Origin of the sequence: Microbulbifer rhizosphaerae (assembly GCF_014191725.1) — a bacterium.
Lineage (GTDB): Bacteria > Pseudomonadota > Gammaproteobacteria > Pseudomonadales > Cellvibrionaceae > Microbulbifer > Microbulbifer rhizosphaerae.
The window spans coordinates 72,581-90,156 of the sequence record NZ_JACHWZ010000014.1 but is presented as its reverse complement, the minus strand read 5'-3'; the positions used below and the strand labels follow the sequence as shown (position 1 = coordinate 90,156).

Genomic DNA, 17,576 nt, shown 5'->3' with positions numbered 1-17,576 from the left:
GTCTACTCCACCTGCTCCAGCTTGTAACCGCAGTGCTTGCAGTACTCTGCATCGCTGTCATGGCCGGCCCGGCTGCAGTTGTCGCAGCGATAGCTCGACTTATCCCTGCCCAGCTCACCGGCCAGCTCCGCAGTCACTATCCCTGTGGGAACGGCGATAATCGAGTAACCGATTAGCATTGCCAGGGACGCAATAGCCTGGCCGACAACCGTGTGCGGCGTGATATCGCCGAAACCCACGGTGGTAATGGTAACGATGGTCCAGTAGATGCTTTTTGGAATACTGGTAAAACCATTGGCCGGGCCCTCCACCACAAACATGACGGCACCGAAAATTACACACAGCACCAGCATACCGGCGTAGAAGATCATGATCTTGCGGCGCGACTGCCACAATGAACGCGCCAGCAGATTGGCGTCGCGCAGATAGCGCACCAGCTTCAGGATCCGGAAAATACGCAGCACCCGCAACAGGCGCACCACCAGCAAGGTGCTGGCGCCGGTCAGGAGCAGCGCCAGGTAGCTGGGCAGTATTGCCAGCAGGTCCACCACACCGTAGAAGCTGAAAACGTAGGAGCGACGGTTGACCGAGCAGTAGATACGCAGCAGGTATTCGATAGTGAACAGACCGGTGAAAATCCACTCCAGGATAAAAAACAACTCGCCGTAGCGGACGGCGATCTCCTGTACCGACACCAGCAGCACCAGCGCCACGCTGATCAGAATGGCCCAGATCAGGAACACATCGAACAACTTGCCCGCTGGCGTATCCGTGCCGAAGATCACCTCGTTCAGCCACTTCCGTCTTCCGCTCAATGCCATAGATCCTCCCGTTTGCGGCCAACTATAGCGCTGCGGCGGGGGCCCCGCTAGACAAAGGCCAAGCCGCCCCCCACAATCCCGCCAAATGAAGCGGAGGTTGATATGGCAAAAGAAAACCGCTTGGTCTATTCCACCGACCGCGGCCGCATCAAAGAGGAACCGAAACAGGAGGCCCGCCGCGAGGGCGACGGCATCGTGCGCATCCAGCGGGAAACCAAGGGGCGCAAGGGCAAAGGTGTCACCTGCGTGCGCGGCCTGCCGGGCACCGACGGTGAGCTGAAGCTGCTGCTGGCGGAAATGAAAAAGCGCTGCGGTTGCGGCGGCGCGCTCAAGGATGGGGTAATCGAGATCCAGGGGGACAAGCGGGCGGAGATCAAGGCTCTGCTGGAGGCGCACGGCCACAAGGTGAAACTGGCCGGAGGATAGGCTTGAAACCCGTTGTAGAAGCCGTTGGCCGCGATGGAGCCCCCAGTTTTAACTGAAGTCCATCTATGGCGGGCCTGCGGCCCGTTGCGGAGCTGGAGCTCCGCGCTCCCGGGGTCGCGGCCAGCGGCCGCTTCTACATTCTTACCAACCGCAAGGGCCTCACCTTGAGGGCCCGCTCCCGTTCCAGGCAGGGCTGCAACAGCTGCGCCAGCTGGATGCGGTAATGCTCGCACACCGCGGCGCTGGCGTTTTTGCATTTGAGTTCCATCGCCTGCAACGTATCCCGCAATCGCTGCCGGTCCGCCGGCAGTTCCGGCACCTGGCTGGAACCGATGCGTTCCTCTAGCATTTGCGGCATCCCGCTCTCGCGCAGAACGGCGGTATTGCCCGCCGCTTCGCACAAGGCCCGCAACTCGCCGGCGGCCAGGGCATAGAATTTCTGCAGCAGTTCTCGCTGGCTGCCGTCCAGCGACAGGCGGTCGATCATCAGGCCGAAGATATCGCCGTAGGCGTCGAGCTTTTCCAGTCTCGCCGCCAGCGGGCGGTAGGCGGACAATTGCTCCAGACGGCTTTGTCGGTCCCTCTGCTCCGCGGCGGGCATGGATTCCAGCGTGCGGGTGATGCGCAGGTAGAAAACACTGAAAATCTCCCTCCGCTGCCGCTCCAGTTCCTCGCGACGGCTGCGGTTGTCCCGCAGGCTCTCATCCGCCACCGCGGGGGTGGCCCCCGACAGGAAGAATGCCTCCGGCTCGATTTTTACCTGGGCCCTGACCAGCGCCGCTCCCAGTTGCATGGCCGCTTCGCGCAGTTGCAGGTCGTCCAGGCGGCGTTCCTGCTCCCGCAGCTCCACCAGCTTGCCCCGCAGCCAGTCGATAGCCTGCTGCAAATCCATGGCCTGAAGTTCCCCGTTCGCGGGTAGCTCCAGTGGTAGAAACCGGCGCGGCGGCAGCTGGTTGAAATACTCGGCCAACACCTGCTGCGCCTGCTCGGACTCCTTGCTGGCACATAGCAAGCGGATGTTATCCACCGCCTGGCTGTCCTTTGCGGCAACCGCCGCGCTGGCGGAACTGCAAAGTGCGCCAAAATCGGTAAAGAGTTTCTGTACCGAAAAATCCTGCTGCACCAGGGGTGCCAGAGACAGTTCCTCGGCCCAGGCGATGCGCTCGTTGTCCGCAGCCTGAGTCCAGTCCCAGGAATCCGAGGCCTGCGCCATCGCCAGTTCGATATTCGAGCGGGTTTCCCGGTCCAGGTTGCGCAGTGTCCAGGCGATGGCGTCGGGATAATTTGCCAGCCGCTGACCGGCCAGGGAAGCCTCCCGGTTCACTTCCGCCACCACCAGCTCCGCGTGCACCAGCTGATGCCATTTGTCGGCAAAGGGCGCGAAGGCCTCGCTGCCGATGATCTGCGCCGCCCAGGCATCCCCCTGACGCTCCAGAAGTCGCGCGGTGGGCCCGGTGAGGCTACGGTGCAGATCGAGCAGCTTGTCCACCAGGGGAATGGCGGCACGCCCTCCCAGCGTCAGTACACGGTGCAGCGGCTTCAACGGCGGCGCCACCTGCCCGCCGGGCGACACCGCGCTGCGTTCATTCTCCAGCGCCCACTGCGTCCACTGCAGTCGTCTGGCAATATCCCGAACCAGCCAAGCGGTGGTCCCCCGCAGTTTTCCCTTATAGCCGCCGAGGGCGCGGGCCACCATTGCCAGCAGTTCATTGCCGGACAGTGTGCACACCGCACCCAGGCCCAGGCGCAGCGGTAACTGCTGCGCCTTGATATCTTCCGGCGTCGGCTCGGCCATCACCTCGGCACCGGCGGAAACCGACAGTTGGCTCACTTGTGGCAACCCGGTCTTTTCCGCCAAAACCCTCAGCAGCAGATGGAGGCCCGGCGCACCATCTCTCGACAGTGGCAGCGACGCCACTTCAAACTCCGCGGCAAAACGCCCAGCGGTAAAAAAAGGCCAAAGCAGCAGAGCCGCGAGTGCAGCGATCAATCCCAGCGACAGCAGGCTGCCCAATAGAACGAAAGCGCTAAACTCTCCGGCTATCATTGCCTGCGGAATCTGCCAGAGCGCGCGGGCGGCGCTGTATATACACAGCGCTGCAAACAGGACAAAAATCCCCGGCACCAGGGCGGCCAACAGCACGCCCAGAATCAACTGGGCCCGATCCGCGGAGGATTCACCTGGCGCTGCCGGCAAGTCGCCGAACAGGGACTCCAACTGGGTCCTCGCCTTGCTGTTGGCAGCAGTTGTGGGCTTTGCCTCGGCAACAGTCGTCGGCAACCTGGCGACTTGCGCGTTTCTCTCCTTTCTCTCCGTTCGATTGTCCGTGTCCGTTTTGGATGGTTGCTCGCGGCGCTTCTCGGCAAATTGCAGCTTGGCCAGCAACGCGCGATTGTCGAACTTGCCCGCCGGGTGGACCTCCACGCGCAGGCCGACCTGTTGCAGGCGCGCGCGGTATTCCAGTACCTGCTTGGAGGAGAGCTGGTCCTTGATCACCCAGCCCTTGAGCAGCAGTCTGCGCGCCTGGGGAACAGGCACTGAAAAGGCCGCCGCCGCATCCTGCAATACCTGCGCCGGCGATTTGGCGCGCAGGGTTTTTCCCGCGGAAACAATCTGGAACATTTGCTGGCCGGACATAGTTCACCCCAGTGGGTCAGCTGAAAAATCGGCGGTATCGATAAGGTTGGCGGAGCGTAAAAGATTACCGCGCGGCGCGGCGCGCACTGGTTCTCACCGGGGATGCGAAATTGATAGAACGGAGATAAAGGGTGGATGCGTGCACGACTGGTGTGTGAACGGCGTCTCAGTTATTCCACCCTGGCGCGAAGTCCCCGCAGTACTTGGTCCACAGGGCGCCCACTCCAACAGCAACCCGCAGCCGCCACAGGCGCGCTTGTGCCCCCCTGTTGCAATCGGCAAAATGCGCGTCTACCAAGACAGGAATGATGAGAAAGGAAACTCCGCCCATGAGCGACGCCCCGGCAAAAAAAGTGGCCCCCTACGGCAGTTGGAAATCGCAGATCAGCGCCGACCTGCTGGTACAGGACAGTGTGCGCCTGAGCGAACCCAGGCTGGTGGACGGTTGCATCTACTGGCTGGAATCCCGCCCGGCGGAAAAAGGGCGCTCGGTACTGGTCCGGCACTGTCCGAAGGACGGGCGCAGGGATATCACTCCCGCTCCGCTGAGTGTGCGCTCAAAAGCCCACGAATACGGGGGCGCCAGTTACCTGATTAGCGATAACACCGCCTATTTCGTCCTCGCCGACGACCAGCGCATCTACCGCATGAACCTGGACAGCCAGGTGCCCGAGGCGATTACCCCCGAAGGCCCCTACCGCCACGCGGATCTGTTCCTCGACCGCCGGCGCAAACAGCTGCTCTGCGTGCAGGAAGACAGCTCCCCGGAAGCGATTGGCGGAGAGGCGATAGCCCGCATTGTCGCCATCCACCTGGAAGCCCCGGAGAAAAACCCGCCGCGCATTCTCGCCGAGGGCACGGATTTCTATTCCAACCCGAGCCTCAGCCCCAATGGCATGCGGTTCAGCTTCCTCCGCTGGTCTCATCCCGACATGCCCTGGGACGCCACTGAGCTCTGCCTGGCAGAGCTGGACGACAGCGGCCGGCCGGGAACAGTAAAAGTAGTCGCCGGTGGTGGGGAGGAATCCATATTCCAGCCCCAGTGGTCCCCGGAGGGCGAGTTGTTTTACGTCTCCGACCGGAACAACTGGTGGAATATCTACCGCCAGGGGGAAGAGAAACCGCTGTGGGAAAAAAACGCGGAGTTCGCCACCCCCCAATGGGTGTTCGGCATGTCTACCTACGGATTTCTCACCTCCGACGAAATCCTCTGTACCTTTACCGAAAACGGCCGCTGGCACCTGGCCACCATCGACCTGGAAGACCGCAGCCACGAAATCCTTGAGCAGCCCTTCTGCGATATCGAGGGCGTACGCTGCGAGAGCCACAGGGCGGTATTTATAGGCGCCGGCGCCGACAGGTTCCCCGCGGTAATTACCTACGACAATCACAAGAAAAACTTTGAAACCATTGCCAGCAGTAACCGCAGCCGATTGGATAGCGGGATTTTTTCCCAGGCCCAGGCCATCGAGTTCCCCGCGGGCAAACGGCAGGTGCACGCCTTTTACTACCCGCCCAACAATCCCGATTTTCAGGCGCCAGAGGGCGAAAAACCGCCGCTGATCGTATTCAGCCACGGCGGCCCCACCGGCGCCACCTCAGCGGGCCTGAACCTGAAGGTTCAGTACTGGACCAGCCGGGGCTTCGCCATCCTCGATGTAGACTACTCCGGCAGCACCGGCTACGGCCGCAAATACCGCGAGCGCCTGAAGGGCCTCTGGGGCGTCCTTGACGTGGAGGACGTCTGTGCCGGCGCCGAATACCTGGTGGCCAAAGACCTGGCCGACCCGGAACGGCTGCTGATCAAGGGTGGCAGCGCCGGCGGCTACACAGTGCTGGCCGCCCTCACCTTCCACAGTACTTTCAAGGCCGGTGCCAGCCACTACGGCATCGGCGACCTCACCACCCTGGCGCGGGACACCCACAAATTCGAATCCCGCTACCTGGACAAACTGGTGGGCCCCTGGCCCGAGGCGGAAGACACCTATCGCGAGCGCTCGCCGATCAATTATGTCGACCAGCTGGATTGCCCGGTGATTTTCTTCCAGGGCCTGGAAGACAAGGTGGTACCCCCCAGCCAGGCGGAAACCATGGTCAACGCCCTCAAGCAACAAGGAATTCCCGTGGCCTATATCACCTTCACCAACGAAGGGCACGGCTTCCGTGGCGGTGACAGCATCAAGTTAGCTCTGGAGGGCGAATTGGAATTCTACAGCCGCATATTCAATTTCCCTCTGGCCGAACCCGGGCCCGGCATTACCATAGAGAACCTGGAATAAGCCGATGGGAAGATGGAGACCACCGCGCCCGCGCGGTTCCCGCTATATCACCCCCGAAGGTGCCGCACGCCTGCGCGCGGAAGTGAAACACCTTTGGGAAGTGGAGCGCCCGCGGGTCACGCAAGCGGTGAGCGAGGCAGCCAAACTCGGCGACCGCTCGGAAAACGCCGACTATATCTACGGCAAGAAGCGCCTGCGCGAGATTGACAGCCGGGTGCGCTTTCTCACCAAGCGGCTGGAGGAAGTCACCGTGGTGGACCGCATTCCGGACGACCGGGAGAAAATCTTTTTCGGCGCCTGGGTCACCATTGAGGATGACGACGGCAACACCCTCACCTACCGTATCGTCGGCCCGGATGAGTTCGATGTAAAGCAGGGATTGATTTCCATGGATTCCCCGGTGGCCCGTGCCCTGCTCGGGCGTCGGCTGGACGACGAGGTGAATATCCATATGGGGGAAAAACGGGTGACCTACTATGTGGTGGATATCCGATACCAGGAATAACCCCGCTCCTGAAAATATCCGACGCCGCACGAAGCGTATATAAAAACAATGAGGGATCGATATGATGTACCTGGCAACCATCATACTGGCCACGTCCACACTCTCCGCCCATGCCGACGCGGTAGAAAAAATCAACGGGCACACATGGATTCACGGATCGGAAGACTGTGCCACCAATACGGACCCGGCGATAGAAACATTCCAGTACGACGAATCGAGCTATATCCTGCGTCAGAACAAGTGCCTGGACTCCGAGGCACCGTTTATCTACGTATTGTTCGGCGAACATACGGTATTCGTCCAGGACACCGGCGCCACCGAAGACGCCGGGCGGTTTCCTCTATGAGACCCTCCAACGCCTGATTGTCAGCCGCAAGCAGGCAACACCGGGACGGGAACTGAAGCTCCTGGTCACCCACTCACACGGCCATGGGGACCATACTGCCGGCGATTCACAGTTCCGGGGAAAGCCCGGTGTGACGCTGGTGGAGTCGGGCGCCCCGTCGGTACGGGAGTATTTCGGTTTCACGGACTGGCCAAACGGCACCGCAACCATCGACCTGGGCGGCCGCAAGCTCACCGTTCTCCCAATTCCGGGTCACAAGGAAGACAGTATTGCCGTGTACGACCCGCACACCCGCTGGCTGCTGAGCGGGGATACCTTCTATCCCGGCCGCCTGTATATATGGGAATGGGACAGCTATCGGGCCAGCATCGCGCGTCTGGTGGACTTCTCAAAAACCCATCGGATATCGGCGCTGATGGGTACCCATATCGAAATGTCCCGAACTCAGGGACAGGACTATCCGATGGGCAGCAGCTATCAGCCCGATGAGGCCGGACTGGCGCTTTTGCCGGAGGACCTGCTGCTTCTTGACGCGACGCTTTCGGAAATTGGTAAGGAACCCGAAAAGCGGGTGCGGGACAAGTTTATTGTTCGCCCTGTAAGCAAGATTGAGAGAATACTGACCTGGGTGGCTAAGCGACTGGGATTGTAGAAACTGCGATCCGTGCGGCTGAACGATGAAGTAAACGTCAGGGCCGGGAGAAACCGGGTTGACCTATTATGTAGAGGCAATCCGCTACCGGAAGCACATCGTCCCCGGAGTGTCCATGGAAGTGGTAAACAGCTCAGGAGTATGATGCAGAAATGCCCAAGGACGACATCCCCGACCCGCTGAAGGCGTTTGTCGATTCTGAAAGCCTGATCGCCTTCGGCATCGCCCTGGGCCTCGGGCTTCTGATCGGACTGCAGCGGGAGCGCACCGCAGACCGCTTGGGCGGAATCCGCACCTTTCCGCTGATTGCCCTGTTCGGTGCCCTGGCCGCAAGACTGAGCGATATTCAGGATATTCCGTGGCTGGTACCGACGGGGCTGCTGTGCATGACGATACTGATACTGCTCGGCAACCTTGAGCGGCTGCGCGGCGAGGAGGAAGGTACCGGTATTACCACCGAGGTTTCCGCCCTGCTGATGTATTTACTGGGCGCTTTCCTGGTGCTGGGAGAACTCACGGTGGCAGTCGTGGTCGGCGGTACCATTGCCGTGTTGCTGCATCTGAAGCCCAGTATGCACGCTTTCGCCGAGCGCCTGCCGGAACAGGATCTGCGCGCAATCATGCAGTTCGCGCTGATTTCGATGATCATCCTGCCGGTTCTGCCGAACCGCACCTTCGGCCCCTACGATGTACTCAACCCTTTCAAGATCTGGCTGTTGGTAGTACTGATCGTGGGCATCGGGCTCGGCGGTTACGGTGCCTACAAACTGGTGGGCGCCCGCGCCGGTACCCTACTAAGCGGCCTGATCGGTGGGCTTATATCCTCCACCGCCACCACAGTGAGCTACGCGCGCCGGGCAAAACTGGAAAAAGGCATGGCGGGACTCGCGGCACTGGTAATCCTGATCGCCTCCACCAGTATGTTTATCCGCATGTTTGTGGAAATCACCGTGGTGGCCCCGCGCGTATCTGCTGCACTGTTGCCACCGCTGGCCACACTGCTGCTGATCAGTGTGGTGACCTGTGCCTTTGGCTATCGCTTTGCCGAGCATCACGCGAGCGAGATGCCGACCCAAAGCAACCCCGCGGAGCTCTCCGCGGCGCTGGTTTTCGGCGCCCTCTACGCCCTGGTCACCCTAGCCGTGGCAGCGGCCAAGGACTACTTCGGTAGCCGCGGCATCTATGTGGTGGCGCTGATTTCGGGTTTTACCGATGTGGACGCGATCACCCTGTCCACCGCCAATCTCGCCGGCGACGGCCTGCTCGAAACATCCACCGCCTGGCGGGCTATGGTGATCGCCACCCTGGCCAACCTGGTATTCAAGGCAGGAGCCGCCGCTGCCCTGGGCGGGCGGGCGCTGTTCCGGCGCGTGGCGGTGTTGTTCACGGTGCCTTTTGTGGCGGGGATACTGGTGATAGTCCTGTGGCCTGATGGCTGAGAGCAAGTTCCGGGAAGCCTGGATATTTCGGGCGTCTCCTCTTGCCAACCGTCGGGGCTATATTTCGATGCCCTTTTTGCGCAAATCCTCCCTGGCATCGTCAGCCTTCTCCAGTCCGCTGGCACCGATGAATTCCAGCACCTGCGGAGCTTTGATGAATTCGATCTGTGAATACTCCACAATTTGCCAGCGATTGCCCGAAGGATCCCGAAAGTCCAGAAACCGATCCCCGAGAATAGGAATGTTCAACGCATCCAGGCGCGCCTTGACTTTGCTTTTGTCATCCACCACCAGACCGAAGTGCCGGTGCTCGTCTTTTCCGGTATCCCGATTTTCAAAAAGCGCGATAAACTGGTCACCCAGTTCGATAAAGGCCATGCCTTTACTCCTGGAGCGCAACTTGAACTGAAACAGGCCATCGAGAAAATCGATGGCCTCATCCAGGTCCCGGACATCAAGGGCGACATGATTGATGCCCACAGCTCTGGCTCTCTCTCCGCTTTCGCTCATAGCTTTCTCCTCGCGCCGGCCGGGATATCATTCAGTGCTTTTTATGCCATTTGTCGTCGTCACCTTTTTCATATTTTTCCTTGACCGCATTCCAGGCAATCTTGGCTGCACGCTCTTCTGTGTCGGATTTACCCTTGTGCTGCTGCTCCGCACTATTAAACGCCTCCTTGTAGATTTCCTGGGCGTGCTTTGGCAGGGGATTCTTGACATTTTTCGGCAGTTCGTTAATGGATTGATAGGGCATGGTCTTACCTGACTTGGTTGGTTTCTGACAAAAGGGAAATATTGAAACAACGCTATAGCAAGGAGATTAGCCCACAGATTCCGCAGAGCGAGGCGGGAGAGAGATGATCTGTCGCGAATTGAATTGGAAGATAAAAGGCACACCTACAATAGAGAACCAGTGTGGTGTAAGGCACTAAATGCGGCCCGCCCGAAGGGAGCCCCCCAAAATGCCCACAGCCGCGTTGCCGCTCTTGAAAAGGGCGAGCCATTCCCTGCGAGCGGCGCCTTGCTGTGAACATTTTGGGGGGCTCTGATAACCGCATTTAGTACCTTACACCACACTAGCCCGGCCCTCCGGTATCGCCACGGCTACCAGCGCCAGTCGAAGCCCAGATTGGCGCTCCCCCCCTCCCAGTCCAGGTCGTCGATGGAGCGCTGGTAGCCGATATTGGCGAAGGCGCTGCCGCCGCGCCTTTCCAGCCATACAAAGCCTGCCCCAATCTCCGCCCAACTGGCGCGGCGCTCGCCGTCCAGGCGGGTCTTGCCGAACAGCAGTTCGTCGTTGCCGCCGAGGGTGTGCCAGAGGTTGGTGAACAAGTAGTAGCGGTTGTCCCCGCGGCTGTTGTAGCCGCGCAGGCCGGCGCGCAGGGTGGCTTCCGGGGTCATGTCCGGCTCCGCGAGGGAGATGCCGTCCTGGAAGGCGCTGAGGTTGGTGTAGTTGGCCACCGCCTGGAGCTGGGGCTCCAGGTTGATGCGGTCGGTGGCGGCGAAGGTGAAGCCTTTCTCCACCGAGATCGTCAGCTGGGGGCCGCGGACGGTGTCGCCGATATCCCGGGTGGAGAGGCTTTCCAGTTCCAGTAGGGCGGCCCTGAATACTATGTCCAGGTAGCCGCGGTCCGCCCGGTGGTGGGTCATATAGCCGCCCAGGTAGTAGCTGTCCAGTTCGTTGCGGCCTGCGTGGTAGTCTTTGAAACCTCGGGCGAATCCGCGCACGTCGCCGCCGGTGCGGCTGCCGCCGAAAAACAGGCCCCACTCCCGCAGGCCGGCGTCGGTGGGCCAACTGAAGAGATTGGCCCCCAGTTGAAAACCGCTGGTACGGCCGTCGAAGCGATTTTCCACCGCGCCGCCCCAGCCGAGCCGCCCGTCCCTGTGGTGCAGGCGCAGCCAGGCGCAGCTGTTCGCTTCGGTCCAGTTGCCCTGGTCGCCGCAGCGGTCATGGTAGCTGCCGACCTCCTCAAGGGCGACCCGGTGGGCCAGGGGTTTGGCCTGGGCGTAGAGAGGGATTTCCGGGCGGTAGAGTGGCAGTGGGTCCGCGCCCGGTGGTGGTGCCGGTGCCACCAGGGGAGGGGAGGACGCTCCCGTGGCGGGCGGTGCACTGCCCGCTAGCACGCTGGAGCGCAGGTACCAGTTGTTCTCCAGAGACCGGTTCTCTCCGGCGCCGCGAAACAGGAAGTATTCGTAAGGGCCGGCGGACAAGGAGCCCTGCATGCGGAAGGCGCCGTCTGCGGTGGCGCCGCCACCGGTAGTCTCTACCAGGAGTATGCCGGTGTCCGTCTGCGCTCCCGTGCCGCCCGCCCAGTCGACCTGGATTTCGGTGCTGCCGGTGGCACGGCCGCCATCGATAATCAGTCTGTCCGCCGGGGAATCGTCGCCCAGGAGCACCGCGTCCAGGTGCAGGGTGCCGCTGCCGATGTAGTCGCCGCCGATGGTGAGATGGTTCGCGGTATTTCCCCGCAGATCGATGCCCCCGCGATTTTCCACCACCAGACGCCGCCCGATGGGGGGGTCGATACGGGCGTTGATTTCCGGCACCCGCAGTACCCTGCCGGGGTCGACGATCAGTCGAGTGGGCGGGGAGTCGCTGTCGGTGGAGAGGGCGATTCTCGGGGCGCAGTAGCCGGCGCAGAGCGTTAAGAGGAGAGCGGCGGCGCGGCGGATACGGGAAATACGCGGGCGCGTCATAAACCTGTCCCTGGTTTATATCGGTATTGGTACTTTGGTGCAGGAAAGTCTAGTGGAGTCGGGGAAGGGGGTGGTCGTGTCGGCGGGTAAAGCTCTGGGTTGGGGCGGGACCGGGTGGCGCTCAGTCGGGGTAGGGTGGATGCGCTTTCGCTTATCCACCCTACGATTTACGGCTCAGAGCCAGCGCGGCAGCAGGATGCAGCCCCAGGTGGTGAGCCACAGCAGGAGCGAGAGGGACACGGCGGCGGAGCCGGTGTCCTTGGCGATTTTCGACAGCGGGTGCTTTTCCGGGCCCACCCGGTCCACCACCGCTTCCACTGCGCTGTTGAGCAGTTCCACAATCATCACCAGCAGGGTGACGCCGACCAGCAGTGCGCGCTCGAGGCCGCTCTCTCCCTGCCACAGGGCCATGGGGATCAGGAAGATTGCGAGGGTTACCTCCTGGCGGAAGGCGGCCTCGTTGCGCCAGGTGGCGGCGAGGCCGTGCCAGGAGTAGCTGGTGGCGTCGATCAGGCGGGCGACGCCGGTTTTGCCGGGTTTGTTGACGAACTGTTCTTGCATGGGCATTTCTTTGTGCTCATCCCTACCATCCTCTCCCCCAGCCCCTCTCCCGCAAGCGGGAGAGGGGAGGGTCCGAATGGCGGATTAACCTTCGTCCAGGAAGCTGCGCAGGTGCTCCGAGCGGGACGGGTGGCGCAGCTTGCGCAGGGCCTTGGCCTCGATCTGGCGGATGCGCTCGCGAGTGACGTCGAACTGTTTGCCCACTTCCTCGAGGGTGTGGTCGGTGTTCATGTCGATTCCGAAACGCATGCGCAGCACCTTGGCCTCGCGCGCGGTCAGACCGGAGAGCACGGAGCGGGTGGCATCGTGCAGGCCGGTCTGGGTGGCGGTGTCTATCGGCGAGGACTGGTTCTGGTCCTCGATAAAGTCACCCAGGTGCGAATCCTCATCGTCGCCGATGGGGGTCTCCATGGAGATGGGCTCCTTGGCGATCTTCAGCACCTTGCGAACCTTGTCCTCCGGCATCTCCATGCGCTCGCCCAGCTCCTCCGGGGTCGGTTCGCGGCCCATTTCCTGCAGCATCTGCCGGCTGATGCGATTGAGCTTGTTGATGGTCTCAATCATGTGCACCGGGATGCGGATGGTGCGCGCCTGGTCCGCGATGGAGCGGGTGATGGCTTGGCGGATCCACCAGGTGGCGTAGGTGGAAAACTTGTAGCCGCGGCGGTATTCGAACTTGTCTACCGCCTTCATCAGGCCGATGTTGCCCTCCTGGATCAGGTCCAGGAACTGCAGGCCGCGGTTGGTGTACTTCTTGGCGATGGAGATCACCAGGCGCAGGTTGGCCTCTACCATCTCCTTCTTGGCGCGGCGGGAGCGGGCCTCGCCGATGGACATGCGGCGGTTGATCTCCTTGATCTGGCCGATCTCCAGGCCGGCGCGCTCCTGGCACTGGGTCAGCTTGCGCTGGGCGCGGATGATATCCTCGGCCACTTGGCGCAGGGCGTCGGAGTAGTCGCGCTTCTTCTTGATGATGCCCGGGATCCAGTCCTCGTTGGTCTCGTTGCCGGGGAACTCCTTGATGAAGGTCTTGCGCGGCATCTTCGCCCGCTTGATGCACAGGTTCATCACAGTGCGCTCCTGCTCGCGCACGTCGTCGAGAATGCTGCGCACTTCATTGTACAGCGGGTCGAACTGGCGCGGGGCCAGCTTGAAGTAGCGGAATACCTCGCCCACGTCCTCCAGGGCCTCTCCGGCCTGTTTGGAGTCGCGGCCGTGCTTCTTGATCGCGGCGTCGGCTTTCTTCTGCGCGGCGATCAGCTTCTTCATGCGCTCGGCCAGCTCTTCCGGGTCGATGCCGCCGGTGTTCTCCTCTTCCTCTTGGGTGGAGTCGTCGTCATCGTCGTCGGAGCTGCTGTCCTCGGCTGCGCTGCTGGTGTCGGCGCCCTGGCCGGTCTGCGCCCCCGGGGGCACGTCCTCAGCCGGGTCGAGCCAGCCGGCGATCACGTCGGGGATGCGGCGCTCTTCCTTCTCGATCAGCTTGTATTCGTCGATCACCTGCTGCACGGCGCCGGGCCAGTAGGCCAGGGCGGCCATCAGCTCGCGCAGGCCCTCTTCGATACGCTTGGCAATGGCGATCTCACCCTCGCGGGTGAGCAGTTCCACGGTGCCCATTTCGCGCATGTACATGCGCACCGGGTCGGTGGTGCGGCCCACGTCGGATTCCACCGCGGCCAGGGCGGCGGCTGCCTCGGCGGCGGCGATTTCATCGGCGGAACTGTCGCCTTCGGCCATCAGCAACTCTTCGGCATCCGGTGCGGTTTCGTACACCTTGATGCCCATGTCGTTGATCATGCCAATGATGTCTTCCACCTGATCCGGATCGGAAATGTCCTCCGGCAGGTGGTCGTTTACTTCTGCGTAGGTCAGATAGCCCTGCTCTTTGCCGCGGGCGATCAGTTCCTTGATACGGGAAGTCTGCTGTTGGGTGTTGTCGGTCATGCACAACCCTGAAAAATTTGGTGGGCTAATAACGAAATAATAACGGGACAAAGACTCGGGATTATAGCGTATTTGCGATAGCAATAACCACTCTGACTGTCAAGTGACGTCTGGGTTCGGTGTCTGGAGTGCTCGGGTTTCCCGGCCCCGTCCGGGGTCGACTGGATATGGTGTTGCGCCGCGGGTTTTCAAGGGGGGCCGCGGAGTTATTCGCGACTGCGCCGCCAGTTTGCCAGCAGTGCCATCTGCTCCTCCGCACTGAGGTGGCCGCTACCGCCTTTCAACTGCTCCAGCAGGTCGCGGTTGCGCTGCTTCTGCTCGGCGAATTCCAGGCGTCGCAGGCAGTCGGAGAACTCCGCCTGGGGATCGTATTCCATCTGCCTGCCGTGGTTCCCGGCAATCGGGTGGCTGGAGGACAGCCGGGTCAGGATATCCAGTGACTGCTTGTCCTTGTGTGCCATCCAGTGACCGAAGAACTGGTTCTGGTTGCAGTCCGGGCGCTGGTGCATGACCTGGAGCACCTCGCCGAAGAGTTGCAGGTCGGGGTGATCGCTGTCGAGAAACCGGCGGCTGTCGCCGATCTGCTGTGCCAGTTGGGGGTGGTGCAGCAGTAGGGCAATCAGCATCCGCTCCGCGGGCAGTCGGTACTGGCCGCTGCGGCGGGGTTCAGGGGAGGGTGATCGCCGGGGCTCGCGGGCCGGTTCGTATTCCGCCGGCGGCGGTATATCGCCGTGGTCCTCGGGGTTGGGGGGCGGCTCGGCCCCGGTCTGTTCCGGCTGCGGTTCGCGCCGGGCCTGGGCCGCCTGGGCCCTGGCCTTTTCCGCGATGATCACTTCTTCCAGGGTGTCCCTGTCCAGGCCGGTGCGCGCAGCCAGTTGCTGGAACATCAGTTGTCGGTAAACGCCGGCGGGCAGCAGGTCGAGCAGTGGCGCGGCCAGTTTGGACAGGCGCGCGCGGCCGTCCATGGTCTGGAGGTTGATGCCCTCGGCTAGCAGGTCGAACAGGAAGTCCTCCAGGGGGCGCGCCTGCTCTTCGATCAGCCGGGTAAAGCGCTCCCCGCCCAGTTGGCGCACCAGGGTGTCCGGGTCCTCGCCCTCCGGCAGCAGCAGGAAGCGCAGGCTGCGCCCGTCCTGCATTTGCGGCAGGCCGGATTCCATGGCGCGGCGGGCGGCGCTGCGCCCGGCGCGGTCGCCGTCGAAGCAGAACACCAGCTCCGGTGCGTGGCGGAAGGCCAGTTGGATATGCTCTTCGCCGCAGGCGGTGCCCAGGGTGGCCACGGCGCAGCAGATGCCGAACTGGGCCAGGGCCACCACGTCCATATAGCCCTCCACCAGGATCAAACGCTCCAGTTCGCGGTTGGCCTGGCGGGCCTCCCAGAGGCCGTAGAGTTCGCGCCCCTTGTGGAAGATGGGGGTCTCGGGGGAGTTCAGGTATTTTGGTTTTTCGTCTCCCAGCACCCGCCCGCCGAAGGCGATGGCGCGCCCCTGGCGGTCGCGGATCGGGAACATGATGCGGTTGCGGAAGCGGTCGTAGTGGTGGCGTGTGCCGGGTTTGGTGGTCCCGTCGCTGTCCTGGCGGCGGATGGCGAGGCCCGCGAGCTCCAGTTGGTCGGCCTTCTCGGCGCTGTCGCCCAGGTGGTTGAGCAGGTTGTCCCAGCCCGGCGGCGCCAGGCCGATGCCGAAGTCCCGGGCTATCTCGCCGGACAGGCCGCGCTGTCGGAGATAGGCGATCGCGCGGCCGGCGGCCGGATGCTCGCGCAATTGCGCGCGAAAGTAGTCCGCAGCCTTTTCGGTGATCTGGTACAGCGACTGGCTCCGGCGCTGGCGCTGCTCTTGACCCGGGGCCAATTGCTCTCGCGGGACTTCCAGCCCCTGGCTGGCGGCCAGTTTTTCCACCGCCTCGGGGAAGCCGAGGCGGTCGTACTCCATCAGGAAACCGACCGCGTTGCCATTGGCGCCGCAGCCGAAGCAGTAGTAGAACTGCTTTTGCGGGCTGACGGTAAAAGACGGGGTCTTTTCATCGTGAAACGGGCAACAGGCGGAATAGTTTTTCCCGGTCTTGCGTAGTTTGACCCGGCTGTCGATCACCTCGACGATATCCGCCCGCGCGAGCAGGTCGTCGAGAAAGTGCTGGGGGATCTTGCCGGCCATAGGTTCTCGATGTCGTGTAGTAAAAGAGTTGCGTCCCTAGCCGAGCTGCGCCTTAATCAGTCTGCTCACCGCGCCCATGTCCGCGCGGCCCTGCACCTGGGGCTTAACCAGGGCCATTACCTTGCCCATGTCCGCCATGCCGCTGGCGCCGGTTTCTTTTACCGCGGTGGCGACGATTTCACTGATCTCCGCCTCGGAGAGCTGCTCCGGCAGGAACTCCTGGATCACGTCGATTTCCGCCTGTTCCACCGCCGCCAGTTCCGTGCGGCCGGCTTTCTCATACTGGGCGATGGAATCGCGGCGCTGTTTGGTCATTTTGTCCAGCAGGGCGAGAATACGCGCGTCGTCCAGCTCGATACGCTCGTCCACCTCCACCCGCTTGATCTCCGCATTGATCAGGCGCAGGGTGGCCAGGCGCTCCTTGGCGCGGGCTTTCATGGCGTCCTTGGTGGCTTGGGTGATGGAGTCCTTCAGTGTGCTCATTGGTCTTTTCCCTGGTGATGTTTCCCTATTGTAGGAGCGGCCGTTGGCCGCGATCGATAGCGGTTTAGAAGCGAGATCGATCGCGGCCAACGGCCGCTCCTACGGGGGCTGGGTGTGTAAAGTGCCAAGAATAACGCTTTTCCCAACAAAAAACGGCGCGCGGGTTCGGCCCGCGCGCCGTTCTGTGTTCTGTTCCGGGCCTCTGGCTTCTGGCCAGTGGCGTCAGCAGACCCTTTTAATGGCGCCTGCAGCCTCTTTTAGTAGAGACGCTGGAACTTGCGGTTCTCGCGCTGCAGCTTCTTGGCGTGGCGCTTCACAGCCGCGGCCGCCTTGCGCTTGCGCACAGCGGTGGGCTTTTCGTAGAACTCGCGGCGGCGCACTTCAGACAGTACACCGGCTTTTTCGCAGGAGCGCTTGAAGCGGCGCAGGGCGATATCAAAAGGTTCGTTGTCTTTCAGTCGTACTGATGGCATTGGTTTACCTGTAATTCGTTTCTCTCGGCCTTTCCGGCAATTGCGTCTCGCAGCTGCATTCCGGAGGCCGGTCCACAGCGAGGGCGCAAATTCTATACACTCGCCCCGGCGATCGCAAGCCTCATTTCGGGTATGATAGCCGGCCTCGAAAATGGTCCCCAACGG

General features: G+C 62.1%; 16 protein-coding genes. 6 read left to right on the top strand and 10 right to left on the bottom strand.

The genetic code is table 11. The annotated features are described in order from the left end of the window. Positions 1 to 2: 2 nt before the first annotated feature. Positions 3 to 821 (bottom strand): ion transporter, encoded by an 819-nt coding sequence (locus FHS09_RS15010; RefSeq protein WP_183461338.1) that lies wholly within the window; start codon positions 819 to 821, stop codon positions 3 to 5. 102 nt (positions 822 to 923) lie between these two features. Between FHS09_RS15010 and yciH the strand changes: the two genes are divergently transcribed. Then, positions 924 to 1,247: a stress response translation initiation inhibitor YciH gene (yciH, locus tag FHS09_RS15005; protein WP_183461336.1), complete on the top strand. Its 324-nt coding sequence runs from the start codon at positions 924 to 926 to the stop codon at positions 1,245 to 1,247. Positions 1,248 to 1,380: 133 nt separating this feature from the next. On the opposite strand, the gene FHS09_RS15000 is transcribed toward yciH, so the two are convergent. Then, positions 1,381 to 3,885, bottom strand: a complete 2,505-nt coding sequence (locus FHS09_RS15000) for a hypothetical protein (protein WP_183461335.1) — start codon at positions 3,883 to 3,885, stop codon at positions 1,381 to 1,383. 329 nt (positions 3,886 to 4,214) lie between these two features. On the opposite strand from FHS09_RS15000, the gene FHS09_RS14995 reads away from it, so the two are divergent. From FHS09_RS14995 to FHS09_RS14980, 5 genes are all read left to right on the top strand, one after another. After that, positions 4,215 to 6,164, top strand: coding sequence for a S9 family peptidase (locus FHS09_RS14995; RefSeq protein ID WP_183461334.1), 1,950 nt, complete (start codon positions 4,215 to 4,217; stop codon positions 6,162 to 6,164). 4 nt (positions 6,165 to 6,168) lie between these two features. Further along, complete coding sequence (gene greB / locus FHS09_RS14990; RefSeq protein WP_183461333.1) at positions 6,169 to 6,669, top strand: transcription elongation factor GreB; 501 nt, start codon at positions 6,169 to 6,171, stop codon at positions 6,667 to 6,669. A 61-nt stretch (positions 6,670 to 6,730) separates the two neighbouring features. Further along, a complete protein-coding gene (locus tag FHS09_RS22575) occupies positions 6,731 to 7,015 on the top strand; it encodes a hypothetical protein (protein WP_221192023.1) in 285 nt (94 codons plus the stop codon). Further along, on the top strand, positions 6,957 to 7,667 hold the full coding sequence (locus tag FHS09_RS14985; RefSeq protein WP_343057497.1) for an MBL fold metallo-hydrolase: 711 nt from the start codon (positions 6,957 to 6,959) through the stop codon (positions 7,665 to 7,667). The genes FHS09_RS22575 and FHS09_RS14985 overlap by 59 nt, the downstream gene beginning before the upstream one ends. A 152-nt stretch (positions 7,668 to 7,819) precedes the next feature. Beyond that, the gene (locus FHS09_RS14980; protein WP_183461332.1) at positions 7,820 to 9,106 is read left to right on the top strand and encodes an MgtC/SapB family protein; all 1,287 of its coding nucleotides are present in this window, start codon (positions 7,820 to 7,822) and stop codon (positions 9,104 to 9,106) included. 57 nt (positions 9,107 to 9,163) lie between these two features. On the opposite strand, the gene FHS09_RS14975 is transcribed toward FHS09_RS14980, so the two are convergent. The 8 genes from FHS09_RS14975 to rpsU form a co-directional block, all read right to left on the bottom strand. After that, complete coding sequence (locus FHS09_RS14975) at positions 9,164 to 9,616, bottom strand: VOC family protein (RefSeq protein ID WP_183461331.1); 453 nt, start codon at positions 9,614 to 9,616, stop codon at positions 9,164 to 9,166. Between the two features lie 31 nt (positions 9,617 to 9,647). Beyond that, positions 9,648 to 9,860 (bottom strand): ChaB family protein, encoded by a 213-nt coding sequence (locus FHS09_RS14970; RefSeq protein ID WP_183461330.1) that lies wholly within the window; start codon positions 9,858 to 9,860, stop codon positions 9,648 to 9,650. A gap of 350 nt (positions 9,861 to 10,210) precedes the next feature. Continuing rightward, a complete protein-coding gene (locus FHS09_RS14965) occupies positions 10,211 to 11,803 on the bottom strand; it encodes an autotransporter family protein (RefSeq protein ID WP_183461329.1) in 1,593 nt (530 codons plus the stop codon). A 174-nt stretch (positions 11,804 to 11,977) separates the two neighbouring features. Then, positions 11,978 to 12,364: a diacylglycerol kinase gene (locus tag FHS09_RS14960; protein WP_183461328.1), complete on the bottom strand. Its 387-nt coding sequence runs from the start codon at positions 12,362 to 12,364 to the stop codon at positions 11,978 to 11,980. An 84-nt stretch (positions 12,365 to 12,448) separates the two neighbouring features. Next, positions 12,449 to 14,305, bottom strand: coding sequence for an RNA polymerase sigma factor RpoD (rpoD, locus tag FHS09_RS14955; RefSeq protein WP_183461325.1), 1,857 nt, complete (start codon positions 14,303 to 14,305; stop codon positions 12,449 to 12,451). A 206-nt stretch (positions 14,306 to 14,511) separates the two neighbouring features. Beyond that, positions 14,512 to 16,455 carry a DNA primase gene (gene dnaG, locus FHS09_RS14950; RefSeq protein ID WP_183461323.1) on the bottom strand — a complete coding sequence of 648 codons (1,944 nt, stop codon included), beginning with the start codon at positions 16,453 to 16,455 and terminating at the stop codon, positions 14,512 to 14,514. Positions 16,456 to 16,491: 36 nt separating this feature from the next. Continuing rightward, on the bottom strand, positions 16,492 to 16,938 hold the full coding sequence (locus tag FHS09_RS14945) for a GatB/YqeY domain-containing protein (RefSeq protein WP_183461321.1): 447 nt from the start codon (positions 16,936 to 16,938) through the stop codon (positions 16,492 to 16,494). 257 nt (positions 16,939 to 17,195) lie between these two features. Next, the gene (rpsU, locus tag FHS09_RS14940) at positions 17,196 to 17,411 is read right to left on the bottom strand and encodes a 30S ribosomal protein S21 (protein WP_183461320.1); all 216 of its coding nucleotides are present in this window, start codon (positions 17,409 to 17,411) and stop codon (positions 17,196 to 17,198) included. Between the last annotated feature and the right edge of the window lie 165 nt (positions 17,412 to 17,576).

Bases quoted from the DNA above. Each gene is read 5' to 3' on its own strand.
- FHS09_RS15000 (WP_183461335.1), bottom strand. From the start codon at position 3,885: ATGTCCGGCCAGCAAATGTTCCAGATTGTTTCCGCGGGAAAAACCCTG.
- FHS09_RS14965 (WP_183461329.1), bottom strand. From the start codon at position 11,803: ATGACGCGCCCGCGTATTTCCCGTATCCGCCGCGCCGCCGCTCTCCTC.
- FHS09_RS22575 (WP_221192023.1), top strand. From the start codon at position 6,731: ATGATGTACCTGGCAACCATCATACTGGCCACGTCCACACTCTCCGCC.
- FHS09_RS14970 (WP_183461330.1), bottom strand. From the start codon at position 9,860: ATGCCCTATCAATCCATTAACGAACTGCCGAAAAATGTCAAGAATCCC.
- FHS09_RS14980 (WP_183461332.1), top strand. From the start codon at position 7,820: ATGCCCAAGGACGACATCCCCGACCCGCTGAAGGCGTTTGTCGATTCT.
- FHS09_RS14945 (WP_183461321.1), bottom strand. From the start codon at position 16,938: ATGAGCACACTGAAGGACTCCATCACCCAAGCCACCAAGGACGCCATG.
- greB (WP_183461333.1), top strand. From the start codon at position 6,169: ATGGGAAGATGGAGACCACCGCGCCCGCGCGGTTCCCGCTATATCACC.
- rpoD (WP_183461325.1), bottom strand. From the start codon at position 14,305: ATGACCGACAACACCCAACAGCAGACTTCCCGTATCAAGGAACTGATC.
- yciH (WP_183461336.1), top strand. From the start codon at position 924: ATGGCAAAAGAAAACCGCTTGGTCTATTCCACCGACCGCGGCCGCATC.
- FHS09_RS14975 (WP_183461331.1), bottom strand. From the start codon at position 9,616: ATGAGCGAAAGCGGAGAGAGAGCCAGAGCTGTGGGCATCAATCATGTC.
- FHS09_RS14995 (WP_183461334.1), top strand. From the start codon at position 4,215: ATGAGCGACGCCCCGGCAAAAAAAGTGGCCCCCTACGGCAGTTGGAAA.
- FHS09_RS15010 (WP_183461338.1), bottom strand. From the start codon at position 821: ATGGCATTGAGCGGAAGACGGAAGTGGCTGAACGAGGTGATCTTCGGC.
- FHS09_RS14960 (WP_183461328.1), bottom strand. From the start codon at position 12,364: ATGCAAGAACAGTTCGTCAACAAACCCGGCAAAACCGGCGTCGCCCGC.
- dnaG (WP_183461323.1), bottom strand. From the start codon at position 16,455: ATGGCCGGCAAGATCCCCCAGCACTTTCTCGACGACCTGCTCGCGCGG.
- rpsU (WP_183461320.1), bottom strand. From the start codon at position 17,411: ATGCCATCAGTACGACTGAAAGACAACGAACCTTTTGATATCGCCCTG.